This is a genomic window from Arthrobacter sp. V1I7 (assembly GCF_030817015.1).
Lineage (GTDB): Bacteria > Actinomycetota > Actinomycetes > Actinomycetales > Micrococcaceae > Arthrobacter.
Window position 1 is genome coordinate 2,566,135 of record NZ_JAUSYS010000001.1, and the last position, 13,196, is coordinate 2,579,330.

Genomic DNA, 13,196 nt, shown 5'->3' on the forward strand with positions numbered 1-13,196 from the left:
AGGCGCGTTCAGCCACGCATCCGACAGCCTGGAGCCGCCAGCGCAATGCGCTGGGACCAGGACCCAGCAGGGCAGGCAAGGACGCGTCAGGATCACATCAATTCACGGCGTTTACCGCATAGAACGGCGTCTTCCCACCGAGGACCCGGGCTACATCCCGGAAGGCCTTCAGTCGCGTCTCTGCGTACGATTCTGCCGAGTAATGTGCGGCGTGGGGCGAGAGAATGACGTTTTCAAGGTCTCGAAGTGGGTTGTTAGGTGCCAGTGGTTCGACGGCAAATGTATCCAGGCCGGCACCCGCAAGATGTCCACCGGCAACCGCCGCTGCCAGGGCGACTTCGTCAACTAGTCCGCCCCGGGAAACGTTAATAAGATTTGCGCCTGCCTTGAATTTGGCAAGTTCAGCGGCGCCGATGAGATTTCGTGTTGTTTCGATAAGTGGCACGTGGATTGAGACGACGTCGGCGCCGGCGATCAGATCGCTGAACGACGCAGGTCTTACCCCATGGGAGGAGATCGCGTCATCCGACATGAACGGATCGTGAGCCCAGACCTCGAATCCGATGGCCTTTGCACTGGCAGCTACCCGCTGACCGATCTTGCCGAAGCCGATTAGGCCGAACACCTGGGTGGAGACTCGCCGTACGCCGGCACCTGGGCCTTCGAAATCCCACTGACCTGACCGGATGCTGCGGTCATAGCGGTGCAATCGCCGAGTAAGCGCCAAGGCCAAGGCGACGGCGTGCGTGGCAACTTCAGTGATGTTGGAGTCGGGGACGTTGGTGACCACTATGCCCCGGTTTGTTGCGGCTTGGACGTCAATGGAGTCCAGACCCACGCCGAAGCGCCCGATGACGCGAAGCTGCGGCAGAGCATCAAGGACTCGCGCAGTGATTGGTTCGCGGAGAACCAGTAGCGCGCTGGCTCCTTCGCAGTTGGATATGAGTTCGGCCTCAGTCAGGCTGGTGATTTCGTCGAAGGTGATATCGAGTCCGGCGAACTCGGCGCGATCGGCGTCGTATGTCTCGAGGACTCCGTCGGTTTTGACAATGCGCATGCTCAATTGACTCCCTTGGATGTTACGAGTGCCGCGGCGGCGATTGCTCCGCGCGCGGATTTCAGGGTCTGTCCCGCTGCCTCAGCGAGGAAAACTACGTCAGCACCGATAAGGTATAGCCGGACGCCTTCGGCAGAATACTTCTCCACCTGGGCTGGGGAGGAGCAAAATATTCCGGTAGGAACGCCGCACTGGGCAGCAGCGTTCAGAATCCGGGTGACAGCGGCAGCGTGCTGGGCGGACCCGGGACTTGTCCCCAATGAAACGGCCAGGTCACCGGGTCCGACAAAAATGACATCGATGCCCTCGACGGCAGCAATCTCCTCGACGTTGGCCACACCGGCAGCTGTCTCAATTTGCAGGACGAGAAGGACGTCATCATTGGCTGTGGCCACATACTGCCCCATATTGGCGCCGTACCGTGTCGCGCGTCCGGGCCCGGCTCCCCGGCCTCCCTCGGAGGGGTATCTCACCCGGGACACGGCTTCCCTGGCCTGGTCCACTGTTTCAATCCGGGGCACGACCACTCCCGCGGCGCCCCAATCCAGGACGCGGCCGATATCCTGGCCAAGTTCGGGAACGCGGACCAAGGCCGGCGTGCCAGTCACATCGGCCGCGCGAATGAGCCCTTGTAGGTCGGCGACACCGAAAGCCGAGTGTTCGGCGTCCAGGCACAGCACCTCGTAGCCGCTCCAGCCAAGGATCTCCACAGCTGTAGGACTGGAGATGCCTACGAAAGTGCCGATAAGGGGCCCTGCGGCCAGGCGGCCCGTCAGGTTGAGGGTTGTAGTGGTCATCAAATGTTCCGTATCTCTGTCAGTGGCTATGCGAGGATGGATGAAGGGGAATTGTCCACAGTCGCCACTACCGCGAACTGATGAGGTTCCTTTGAAGGACTCCCGGGTGGGCAAAGTTGAGGAGATCATGACAACCACGCACGGCTTCGCGCCTATTCGTCCGGGACTTCTTGTGACGCAGATTCACCAAAAACTCAGGGAAGCTATCTTGGACGGGACCCTGCGCCCCGGTGACGCGCTCCGCGATTCTGTTATCGCCGAGCAAATGAAGGTCAGCCGGTCCCCGGTCCGCGAAGCGCTGCGCCTGCTCGAGGCCGCGGGACTCACCACCAAGGATCCGAACCGGTCGTATGTGGTCCTTGAATTTGGTGAAGATGATCTGAGGGAACTTGCCGGCATGCGGCTGGCCTACGAGACCCTGGCAGTGCGACTCATAGTCCACTCGGACAAAGCTGTGGGTGATTTCTCCCTTCAGCTCAAGGCCCTCCGCGCCGCACTTACGTCCGGGTCGCAGGCCGCTATCGCCGCTGCCGACAGGGTCTTTCATAGCTCCTTGGTTGCGCTTTCCGGGAACAGCAGGCTGATCGAGGGCTACGGGCGGATTCAGGATCAAGTGGAACTCACTCTCATCAGTACCGACGCCCCCAACCGGGGATCAGACGGGATGGTGGAACGGCACGAACTTCTGGTGCAATTGCTGACTGAGGCCGCGTCGAGGGGGCAGTCGGGAGACGTTGTGGCTGAGCTCGAATCTCACATCCTCCAAGGGATGGGCTGTCCTTCGCTCCTGCCTCCATTGCACTGACGAACTGAGCGTGCGATGCCGCGCTCGATGCCGGCGCGGCACCGCGTACCGTCTTTTAGGCTGACGCTTTTAGGCTGACGTCTGTGCGGAAACTACCGCGGGGAGACTCTCATCTGTCTGCTGGCTCTCAGTCTTCGGCGATGCCATGCGTGCGGTAATGAACGTCAGGAGGCCGCCCAGGAGGATGGGAATTCCAAGGAGGGCAAGCCCAAGCTCAAACCCTCCAGTAAGGTCGCGCATCCATCCGTTCAGATACGGCCCAACGAAGCCACCCAGGTTGCCGAAGGAGTTGGCGAGGGCGGTCGCGGTCGCAGCCACAGCGCCGCTGACGTATGTCCGGGGAAGGGACCAAAATGCACTGGGGGCAGCGTAAACAGCCGTTGCAGCCACGCTCAGGAGCGCAAGGGCCAGGACCGGTTCCTTGGTATAGGCGCCGACGGCGAAGGCGAGACAGGCCGCGATGCACGGAATTACGGTGTGCCAGATCCGTTCCCCGGTTTTGGAGGAGTGCCGGCCCCACAGGACCATGCCGACGGCAGCCGCCGCAAACGGAATGGCCGTTAGCCAGCCAGTGAGGCCAACGTCAGCGCCCAAGGACTTGATTACCTGCGGCAGCCACAGGACCAGGGCATAGCTGCTGGTCATGATCAGGAAATACTGGAGGCACATCAGCATGGTTTGCGGATCGCGAAGAGCTTTCACCCATGAAACGTGCTCGGTGGGCTTTGCAACTGCGGAACGAAGAGCAACTTTCTCCTCTGCCGTCAGCCATTTCGCATCCTCGATGCTGTCCGGAAGTATCCGCAGGACTACAAAGGCCAGAATGATTGCGGGAATACCTTCAACCACGAAGACCCACTGCCAACCCCAGGCAGACATGATGGCCGTGGCCAGGGGTGCGCCGACGGCGTTGGCCAGTGGGCCGAAAGCGAAGAAAGTGGCCAGGACCTTGGCAATATTTTTCTGGTCAAACCACTGGTAGAGGAAGAACACCACTCCAGGGAAGAAGCCTGCCTCGGCGGCCCCTAAAAGGAAACGGAAGATATAGAACGTCGTCTCGTTGCTGATGAAGTACATGGCCATCGAGATGACACCCCAGGTGATCATGATCCGTGCGATCCAGCGGCGGGCACCATACTTTGCCAGTGCCAGGTTGCTGGGAACTTCGAACAAAAAGTACCCGATGAAGAAGATGCCTGCGCCGAAGCCGTACGCCGCAGCCGACATGCCGATATCTGCATTCATGGTCAGTGAAGCGACACTTACGTTGGTGCGGTCAATGATGCTGATGAAGAAACAGATACCCAGGAGCGGAATTAGCCTTTTGATGGCCTTCCGGGTGGCAATGGCTTGCATGTTAGTCCTGCCCTTAATAGTGGGGGTCCGGTGGTTGGAAAAGGAACGGCTCGAGCTCGGCGCACATCGGGGACCGTGTGGTTAGGGCCGCCTGTGCTGAACAGAGGGTGAGCCGAAGGGGAGCTCCCGCGCTGCGTTGCCGTCCCCACCAGTGTGCAGGGTAAATTCGTAATTGTCGACAGTCGCCACCTAGAATTTTACAAGGCTGAAATTTGTTACATTTGCGGGTCTCTGGAACACGTGGGCCCGATGGAGGCTGCCCTGCGGCCGGCTACTCCACGTCGGGAACGGCTACTATCTCGACATGTCAGATTTGGAAGCCGTCCTTGAGCACGCCAACGTCACGGTTATTGAAGGTGACCCCTAGGCGCCCAGGGCGCGGGTCACTTGCGCGTTGTCCACGCCTGCTTAATGGAGGAAGAGCGCGCTCCGGACGCTTATGCCAGAATCGGCGATGCCCTCCGACTCACGGCCACGGCCCACAACCCAGTGCCCGCTTAGAAGGGACGGAGCCCCGCGGCGCGGAGTTGTTTCACGCGCCCAGAACGGAACGTGCGTACCGCTGTGCCTTTGGGCCCAACAAGGAGTGCACTTTGGCAAAAAGCGCCTCGGCGGCCAGTCCCGACCAGCCCTCGGGAAGATATTCCTCCGGCAGTCCCGGGTCCAAATACGGAAGCCGGCGCCATTGGGTCACGGTGGGCACGTAGTCGCTGAACGCCTGCCTCAGCTGCTCAGGGGTTTCTGGTTCCTCGGCCCGGCCACCGGCCCATCGCACCAGGACATCCTGGTGGCGGACCAGAAAGTCCGAGTAGAGGGCGTCGAGAGCGGGCAAGTCCCACCACTGGCCCACCTTTGCCCGGATGTTCCCCTCGCCCATGCGGGCTGCCCTGAAGAGATCCACGTATTCCATCAGCCCGGCACGATCCAACTGTTGGGCGATCTCGCTGCCAAGACTGCCGGGCGCTATCCACAAGCCCGGGGATACCTGTCCGCAGCCCATCCGCGTCAAAATGGTGCGCAGTTTGTGGCGCAGGTGCCGCTGTGACTCCGGCACCGAGAATGAGGTCAGAATCCAGTCGTCACCTTTGATGGCCCGCCGAGGAGAAAAAATGCGCTCGTCCCCGGCTTTGAATACTTCTTCGAGTCCGGGGGCGAGACTGTACGCGGCAGAGCCTCCCTGCTTCAGGCTGACCAGGACGCCGCGTTTCTTGAGCCTGGAGACCGAGGACCGTACGCCGGCTGACTCGACACCCAGATCGCTGAGCAGGCGGATCAGGTCCGAGACGGCGAGGACGCCGCCGTGTTCCCTGGCGTAGAGCCCATAGACGGTCACGATCAGGTGCTGGTGCCGCGGCATCGGGGCCAAATCGGGAACGGTATCTGTGGAAGCCATTCAGCACCTCGGGTCGGTCGGAGTTGGGCGGCCGGCGCCTCCCAATTCCAGACGCTGCGGGCTTTCGTTTCAGCTGATGACACGGCTGTGGCACCATGGAAACGGTCGTCACACACTTTACATAATAACCGGAGGGTCCACACCTCCACAGGTCTGGGAGCGCCATGACAGCACGAACTCCATCGGTGGCAAACGCCAGCATCGACCGCACGGTTGAGTGGGTAGACACTGATGCCTCGGGGCATCAGCATAATTCTGCGGTTATGCGGTGGGTTGAGGCGGCCGAGGCTGAGCTCATGCGGAATCTCGGCCTGCCTGACTACTTTCCCAGCGCGCCCCGAGTCCACCAGGAGATCTCCTACAGGTCAAAACTCTGGTTCGGTCAGCTGATCACGGCGTCCATTGAAGTACAAAAGCTCGGCCGGACATCCCTGACGTATGCCTTCGAAGTCCGGGGCCACACCCACCCGAAGTCGAACGCGGGCATCGCCGCCTTCGGTACAGTCACGGTGGCCCATGTGCCGCCTGGATTCGAAAAATCGCAGCCGTGGCCGCACGACCTCGTTGAAGCCGTCAATGCTCTGATGGCAGCCGCCGCCCCCGCGTCCTAGAGGCAGGAAAGCCCGGCGCCGGAGCCCGACGCCGGCACGCCCGGCTCCTGTATACCGGAAGGGATCAGCGTTCCGCTATTACCGCGATGCCCTGGATTTCGATCAGTGCTTCCTTCTGCCAGAGCCTGGTAACTCCGATGCCAGCCATGGCGGGGTACTCAGACCCGGCCATTTCCCGCCAGATCCGGCCTATCTCGCGGCCGTTGGCCATGTAGTCCTCGACGTCGGTGAGGTAGATCGTGACGCTGACTAGGTCCTGTGACTGCCCTCCCGCCGCGGCCAGCGTGGTCAGCACATTGGAAAACGCCTGCCGGAACTGCTCCACAATGCCGCCCTCAACAATCTTCATGTCCTTGTCGAGCGCTGTCTGCCCGCCGAGGAAAACCGTGTTTCCGGACAGGATGCCGTGGGCATATCCGGACGGCTTGGGCAGCGAATCGGGGTTGATGGTCCTGTTCACAGTGTTCTCCTGAATCGGCTTGTTACTGGCGTCAAAAAAGCACTATTCAGATCTTCTCTGCCGTGCTACCTTGAGCATATGTGACGATCGTAATAAAGTCGATATATAGATTAGAGGAACTGGCAGATGAAACTGGCCACACTGAGAACCAGTGAAAACGGCACGACGGCGGCCCTTGCCGTGGGCGTAGAGTCCTACTTGCCCCTGCCGTATCCGAACGTTGGAACGCTCCTCGAGGACCCCGACTGGCGGAATACCGTGAAGGCAACGGCAGATGCAGGGCCGGACGACGCGGGCTTCATTGAGGCCTCCGCGGCTTCACTTGCTCCGCTTCTGCCTACGGCCAGGAAGGTCATCTGCTGCGGGCTGAACTACGGCGACCACATCCGGGAAATGGGGCGTGACCTCCCCGAATACCCGACGCTATTCGCCAAATACGCGGACACGCTGACGGGCGCATCCGACACCATCACCGTCCACGGCAGCGACCGCGTCGACTGGGAAGCCGAGCTGGCCGTAGTCGTCGGCGCCCAGCTCTTTCGCGCGGACGAGACGGAGGCCCGGGCCGCGATCGCGGGCTATACCGTTGCCAACGATGTCTCCATGCGGGACTGGCAAAACCGGACCCTCCAGTGGTTCCAAGGCAAGGCCTTCGACGCCACAACCCCCGTGGGCCCGGTAATGATTACCCCAGACGAGGCCGGCACTTCGTTTGACGTAAAGGGCTACGTCAACGGCGAACTGGTCCAGAGCGGCAATACCTCAACACTGGTCTTCGGGCCCGCGCAGCTGCTCTCCTACATTTCCCGGTTCACTTTGCTCCGGCCCGGGGACCTGGTCCTCACCGGGACGCCAGGCGGGGTGGGAATGGGCATGAAGCCCCCACGATTCCTGCGCGACGGTGATGTCCTCACCACGGAGATCGCCGGCATCGGAACCTTGCAGAACACCGTCCGCATCCATCAGCCCACCGGCACCGAAGCCCGCATGCCGGTCGCAGCCACCAGCACCAAGGAATGAAGATCATGACCGATACCATCACCGAATACCTGACCGATGGCGACAACTCGATCTACGCCGGCGCCGATGGGCGCGTTGTCCCCGTGGTCACGAAGGCCGGACAGGAAGACACCAATACAGCCCAATCCGGGGACTGCGTCCGCATTTCAGGGGTCTCCATCCAGCACACTCCGGCTACGAAGATCTGGTTCGGCCAGGTGTCCAATGTTCCCGGCTACCGTTCCCTGCCCCACCACCATGGGGAGGCAGAGACCGGCGGTTACGTCCTGCGCGGCCACGGCCGAATCTATTACGGTGAAAACTACTCCGAATACCAGGACATGAAAGCCGGTGACTGGGTTTTCGTGCCCCCCTTCATGCCGCACGTTGAGGCGAACATGTCCGTGACCGAGGAATTGGTGTGGCTCACCGCCCGCACTCCGGAGAACATTGTCGTCAACCTGGTCGACGTCGCCGACGACTCCCTCGTCGATTACCGCAGGGCATAAACGACGATGATTCCTGCATCCCCGGCAGTCAAAGCACCGACCTCCGAGAACTTCCTGCGGGCCATCGAACTCACGCCTGTCCCGGCACAGCATGCGGACGAGGCCTACGAGGCAGTGACGCAATACGTGCCATGGCCCAAGTCATACGGCGGCGACATGGTGGCCCAGTCCACCGCTGCCATGATGCGCTCCGTCCAGTCGGACCGCAGCCTGCATTCGATGCACAGCTACTTCATGAGGCCCGTGGACATTGAGTCGAGCGTCAGGTACGAGGTGGAGCGCCTGCGGGACGGCCGCGGGTATTCCACCCGCAGCGTCCGCGGCTACCAGAACGGAAAAATTGTCTTCGCGGCGATGGGCTCTTTCCACGTGCGGGAAGATGGCCCGGACTTCCAAACCGCCTCCCCAGCCGTTGTTGAACCCGGGTCCCTCCGTTCAGCCGCCGATGCCCTCGAGGATACAGCCGGTGCAGCCGCTGACTACTGGTCTGCCGGCCGGAGCTTCGACATGCGCCACGTTCCGGGTCCCCTCTACGTGCAGGTCGAAGGCGAAAGCCAGCCACACCAGGCCGTCTGGGTGAAAGCTTTTGACCGCTTGCCCGACGGCGACGACGCCTACGCAACAGCTAACCTGCACCGCACCGCCCTGGCGTACGTTTGCGATTACACCATCCTGGAACCGCTGCTGCGGGTCAATGACCTGCACTGGTCCTCTCCGGGACTGAGCACGGCCAGCTTGGACCATTCCATGTGGTTCCACCGTGATGGCCGCGCGGACGAATGGATCCTCTACGTGCAAGAAGCCGTTTCGGTCCAAAACAACCGCGGGTTGGCGCTGGGCCGTTTTTTCTCCAAGGACGGCAGCCTGCTCGCCACGGTGGCCCAAGAAGGCATGATTCGTCAGGCTTCCTGACACCAACCCAACTCATCAGACGCACTGAAAGGAGTGGCCATGACACCAGCATCCTCAGCCCACGTGGACACCTTTACCCGTGACCACCTGCCGCCCACCGAATTGTGGCCGACCCTCGAGTTCACGTTGCCGGAACTCCAGTACCCCGAGGTGCTCAACGCCGGGGCTGTGCTAATCGATGACGCAGTAACAGAACACGGGCCGGACCGTCCCGCGCTCCACACCCCCTACGGAACAACCTGGACCTACGGCGAGCTCCAAAAGCGGGCTAACCAGGCAGCCCAGGTCCTCACTGAAGACTTCGGAGTGGTGCCCGGAAACCGGGTCCTTCTCCGCGGACCCAACAACCCGTGGATCGTAGCGGCCTGGCTGGGCGTGCTGAAAACCGGCGCCGTGGTTGTCACCACCATGCCCATACTCCGGTCCTCCGAGGTAGCCACCCTGATTGGGCTCACCAGGCCTGTCCTGGCGATTTCTGACCATCGTTTTATGGATGAACTGGTACTGGCAGCAGTCGACGGCGTGACTGTTGTACCGTACGGCGGGCCCGGTGAAGATGACTTCATCGCCCGCTGCGCGGCCAAGAGCGGAAAGTTCACCAATGTGGAAACAGCGGCCGACGACGTCGCGCTCCTGGGCCCCACGTCAGGGACCACGGGCGCGCCGAAGGTCACCATGCACTTCCACCGTGACATCCTCGCCAATGCTGATACATTTGCCCGCCACATTCTCCAGCCCACCGCCGAGGATGTCTTTGCGGGTTCACCTCCCATCTCGTTCACTTTCGGGCTCGGGGGACTTGTAGTTTTCCCGTTGCGGTTCGGAGCCTCCTCACTCCTTACCGAACGCGCCGCCCCCGTGGAGCTCGCTGAACACGCGGCCGCAGCTGGTGTCACCATCCTCTTCACTGCACCCACCGCCTACCGCGCGATTCTCAAAGCCGGCCGGGGGGAGCTCCTTTCCCGCCTCAGGGTTGCGGTCTCCGCCGGCGAACATCTGCCGAAGGAAACATGGGAGGCCGTATACAATGCCACCGGCGTCCGTCTGGTCAATGGCATCGGGTCCACTGAGCTGCTCCATGTCTTCATTTCCGCAGCGGGAGATGACATCCGGCCAGGTACCACGGGTGTGCCCATCCCCGGCTACCGTGCCACGATCCTGGACGATGACGGCAACGAGGCTGGCCCCAACGAGGCCGGCAGGCTGGCGGTTGTTGGCCCCACCGGGTGCCGTTACCTTGCCGACGAACGGCAGTCCAAATATGTGGTCAATGGCTGGAACGTCACCGGTGACACTTTCACCCAGGATGAAGAAGGCTACTTCACGTATCAGGCCCGGTCCGACAACATGATCATCTCCTCCGGGTACAACATCGGCGCCCCCGAGGTTGAAGCCGCGATCGACCAGCACCCTGACGTCGTCGAAAGCGCCGTGGTTGCCCGGCCGGACCAGGAACGCGGCAGCGTGGTTTGCGCCTTCATCGTGCTGCGCGAGGGCGTGGATGCAGATGATGCCAAACGCAAGGAAATCCAGGACTTCGTCAAAGCGACCATAGCTCCCTACAAATACCCGCGGGATGTCCGGTTCACGTCTGAACTTCCCCGCAACCCCAGCGGCAAGCTGCAGCACTTCAAGCTGCGTGACTGCCTCGAACTCGAAAACGACCAGCTGGCCGGCGTCGCCGCCAACCGGCCCTAGTAAGGAGCAGACCGTGAAGATCGCAATCGTCGGAGGCGGCCCCGGAGGCCTGTACTTCGCAGCACTGATGAAACAGCTGGACCGCTCCCACGACATCACTCTCTGGGAGCGCAACGCTGCCTCGGACACCTTTGGATTCGGCGTCGTCTTTTCCGACGAAACCCTCGGCGGCATCGGCAATGCAGACCCGGTGGTTGCCGAGTACATGAGCCGAAGGTTTGCCCGGTGGTCCGACATCGACATCCACTTCCGCGATGAAATCCTGACTGTCGGCGGCCAGGGGTTCGCCGCGATGAGCCGCAAGGAGCTGCTGGAACTGCTGCAGCGCCGGTGCGCCGAACTGGGCGTGGACGTCCGCTTCAGCACGCCTGCACCGCCCATCGCCGACCTCGAGGCTGGCTATGACCTGGTGCTCGCCTCAGACGGCATCAACTCGCAGATCCGGGCAACCTATGCGGAGTCGTTCGGCCCCAGCCTGGACCCCCGGCCCAACAAATTCATGTGGCTCGGCACCGACCAGGTGTTCGAAGCGTTCAAGTTCTTCGTCAAGGACACCGAATACGGCACCATGCAGATCCACGGCTATCCCTACTCCGACGAAGGCTCAACCTTCATCGTGGAAATGTCGCCTGACGTTTGGGAGGCCGCCGGCTTCGACGAGACCGCGGCGGACGTGTTCGCCCCCGGGGTGTCGGACGAGAAGGCCATCAGCAAAATCCGCGCCATTTTCGCTGACGAACTCGCAGGCCACGAAGTACTGGCCAACAACTCCAAGTGGCTGAACTTCACAACGGTCAAGAACCGCAGCTGGCGTCACGGGAATATCGTGCTGCTGGGCGATGCCGCGCACACAGCCCACTTCTCCATCGGATCCGGCACAAAGCTCGCCATGGAAGATTCCCTTGCCTTGGCCGCCTGCCTCCACGAGCACCAGGACCTCGAAGCCGCCCTTGCGGCCTACGAGACCGAGCGACGTCCCGTCGTCGAATCCACCCAACGTGCCGCCCAGGCGTCGCTGGAGTGGTTCGAACGGATCGGACAGTACAAAGGCCAGGAGCCCACGCAGTTTGCGTTCAACCTGCTCACCCGCTCGCGCCGGATCACCCAGGAAAACTTGCGCCTGCGCGACCCGGAATTCGCAGAAACGGTGGACCGCAAATTCGCCGAAGCCCAGGGGTTGCCGGACATCGCCCCGGCGATGTTCCAGCCTCTCCGCATTGGCGGGCTGGAGCTCAAGAACCGTGTGGTTGTCTCCCCCATGGACATGTACTCCGCCGTCGACGGCATGCCCGGGGACTTCCACATGGTCCACCTCGGCTCCAAGGCACTCGGCGGCGCCGGCCTGGTGATGACCGAAATGGTCTGCGTGTCAGCCGAAGGGCGCATCACCCCCGGCTGCTCGGGCATCTACACCGACGAACAGCGCGACAACTGGAAATCCATCGTTGAGTTTGTCCACGTCCGCTCAACGGCGAAAATCGGCGTGCAGCTCGGCCACTCCGGCCGTAAAGGCTCCACCCGGCTCATGTGGGAAGGTATCGACCAACCCCTGGAGAGCGGCAACTGGGAGACCGTCGGTCCGTCGGCACTGCCCTACGGCCCGGGTAACCACGTCCCCCGTGAAATCAGCCAGGCCGAAATGGAGAGCGTCAAGGCTGACTTCGTCGCTTCCGCGCAACGGGCAGACGAGGCCGGCTTCGACCTGCTTGAGGTCCATGCGGCCCACGGATACCTGCTCTCGTCCTTCCTCTCCCCCATCTCCAACCAGCGCACCGACGAGTACGGCGGCAGCCTCGAGAACAGGCTGCGCTTTCCCCTCGAAGTCTTCGACGCCGTGCGCGCAGCATGGCCCGCGCACAAGCCGCTGACAGTGCGCATCTCGGCAACAGACTGGATCGAGGGCGGAAACTCCTCGGACGACGCAATCGTGATTGCCCAGGCATTCGTCGATCACGGCGCCGCGGCCATCGATGTCTCCACGGGGCAGGTGGCCAAAGAGGAAAAGCCCGCCTTCGGCAGGAGCTATCAGACCCCGTTCGCCGACCGGATCCGGCAGGAGGTGGCCGCCCCCGCCGGAGTTGCCGTCATTGCCGTCGGAGCCATCTCCACCTACGACGACGTCAACTCAGTCCTGCTCGCAGGCAGGGCCGATCTCGTGGCACTGGGCCGCACACACCTGTACGACCCGCATTGGACCCTTCACGCCGCGGCAGAGCAGGAATATCAGGGCTCAGGCTCGCAGTGGATCCCCCAGTTCGGGGCGGGCCGCCGCAAGCCACCGAGCGCCCGGACCGATGCCGTGCGCCCGCGGCTGTCCCTGCTCAGGGAACCAGAGTCCATCGCACCGGACGGCCACCTGCGCTGGACGCGGGGCATCACCGCTACTGAGCCGGTACTTGCCCAATAGAGCGCCGAGCCAGCTGCTGCGCGGCGAGCCCTTGTTTCAGCATGATTACCGCTGCGGAAACTCTGCAATTCGTCGTCGCGAGGCCTATTGCATTTCTGTGACGCCCGTTATGTTCAATACATAGCGGACGTCACCTCCAAGGGTTTGCAAGGTTTCAGACCTACGTCCACTCCCCGGCGCTTCAGTCACCAT

Annotated in this window: 12 protein-coding genes; 7 read left to right on the plus strand and 5 right to left on the minus strand. The window is 62.1% G+C overall.

The features are described from left to right. Positions 1-97: 97 nt before the first annotated feature. Together QFZ69_RS11845 and QFZ69_RS11850 are read right to left on the minus strand one after the other, a co-directional pair. On the minus strand, positions 98-1,057 hold the full coding sequence (locus QFZ69_RS11845) for a C-terminal binding protein (RefSeq protein WP_306918366.1): 960 nt from the start codon (positions 1,055-1,057) through the stop codon (positions 98-100). A 2-nt stretch (positions 1,058-1,059) separates the two neighbouring features. Continuing rightward, on the minus strand, positions 1,060-1,854 hold the full coding sequence (locus tag QFZ69_RS11850; RefSeq protein ID WP_306918368.1) for an HpcH/HpaI aldolase/citrate lyase family protein: 795 nt from the start codon (positions 1,852-1,854) through the stop codon (positions 1,060-1,062). A gap of 127 nt (positions 1,855-1,981) precedes the next feature. Here QFZ69_RS11850 and QFZ69_RS11855 point away from each other — a divergent pair, with 127 nt between their 5' ends. Beyond that, positions 1,982-2,659, plus strand: coding sequence for a GntR family transcriptional regulator (locus QFZ69_RS11855; protein WP_307000470.1), 678 nt, complete (start codon positions 1,982-1,984; stop codon positions 2,657-2,659). 69 nt (positions 2,660-2,728) lie between these two features. Here QFZ69_RS11855 and QFZ69_RS11860 read toward each other — a convergent pair whose 3' ends face one another. Next, the gene (locus QFZ69_RS11860) at positions 2,729-4,015 is read right to left on the minus strand and encodes an MFS transporter (RefSeq protein WP_306918372.1); all 1,287 of its coding nucleotides are present in this window, start codon (positions 4,013-4,015) and stop codon (positions 2,729-2,731) included. Between the two features lie 532 nt (positions 4,016-4,547). Further along, positions 4,548-5,408, minus strand: a complete 861-nt coding sequence (locus QFZ69_RS11865; RefSeq protein WP_306918375.1) for a PaaX family transcriptional regulator C-terminal domain-containing protein — start codon at positions 5,406-5,408, stop codon at positions 4,548-4,550. A 164-nt stretch (positions 5,409-5,572) separates the two neighbouring features. On the opposite strand from QFZ69_RS11865, the gene QFZ69_RS11870 reads away from it, so the two are divergent. Further along, positions 5,573-6,019: a thioesterase family protein gene (locus tag QFZ69_RS11870; RefSeq protein WP_306918378.1), complete on the plus strand. Its 447-nt coding sequence runs from the start codon at positions 5,573-5,575 to the stop codon at positions 6,017-6,019. Between the two features lie 64 nt (positions 6,020-6,083). Here the strand turns inward: QFZ69_RS11870 and QFZ69_RS11875 are convergent, their stop codons facing one another. Beyond that, positions 6,084-6,479, minus strand: a complete 396-nt coding sequence (locus QFZ69_RS11875; protein WP_306918379.1) for a RidA family protein — start codon at positions 6,477-6,479, stop codon at positions 6,084-6,086. A gap of 126 nt (positions 6,480-6,605) precedes the next feature. Here QFZ69_RS11875 and QFZ69_RS11880 point away from each other — a divergent pair, with 126 nt between their 5' ends. Genes QFZ69_RS11880 through QFZ69_RS11900 form a run of 5 tightly spaced genes read left to right on the plus strand, consistent with a single transcriptional unit; the run spans position 6,606 to position 13,004 of the window. Next, on the plus strand, positions 6,606-7,499 hold the full coding sequence (locus tag QFZ69_RS11880; protein ID WP_306918381.1) for a fumarylacetoacetate hydrolase family protein: 894 nt from the start codon (positions 6,606-6,608) through the stop codon (positions 7,497-7,499). Positions 7,500-7,504: 5 nt separating this feature from the next. Then, positions 7,505-7,987 carry a cupin domain-containing protein gene (locus QFZ69_RS11885; protein ID WP_306918382.1) on the plus strand — a complete coding sequence of 161 codons (483 nt, stop codon included), beginning with the start codon at positions 7,505-7,507 and terminating at the stop codon, positions 7,985-7,987. Positions 7,988-7,993: 6 nt separating this feature from the next. Next, on the plus strand, positions 7,994-8,899 hold the full coding sequence (locus QFZ69_RS11890; protein ID WP_306918383.1) for an acyl-CoA thioesterase II: 906 nt from the start codon (positions 7,994-7,996) through the stop codon (positions 8,897-8,899). 39 nt (positions 8,900-8,938) lie between these two features. Further along, positions 8,939-10,597 carry an AMP-binding protein gene (locus QFZ69_RS11895; protein WP_306918385.1) on the plus strand — a complete coding sequence of 553 codons (1,659 nt, stop codon included), beginning with the start codon at positions 8,939-8,941 and terminating at the stop codon, positions 10,595-10,597. Between the two features lie 13 nt (positions 10,598-10,610). After that, the gene (locus QFZ69_RS11900; protein WP_306918387.1) at positions 10,611-13,004 is read left to right on the plus strand and encodes a bifunctional salicylyl-CoA 5-hydroxylase/oxidoreductase; all 2,394 of its coding nucleotides are present in this window, start codon (positions 10,611-10,613) and stop codon (positions 13,002-13,004) included. The last annotated feature ends 192 nt before the right edge of the window (positions 13,005-13,196 follow it).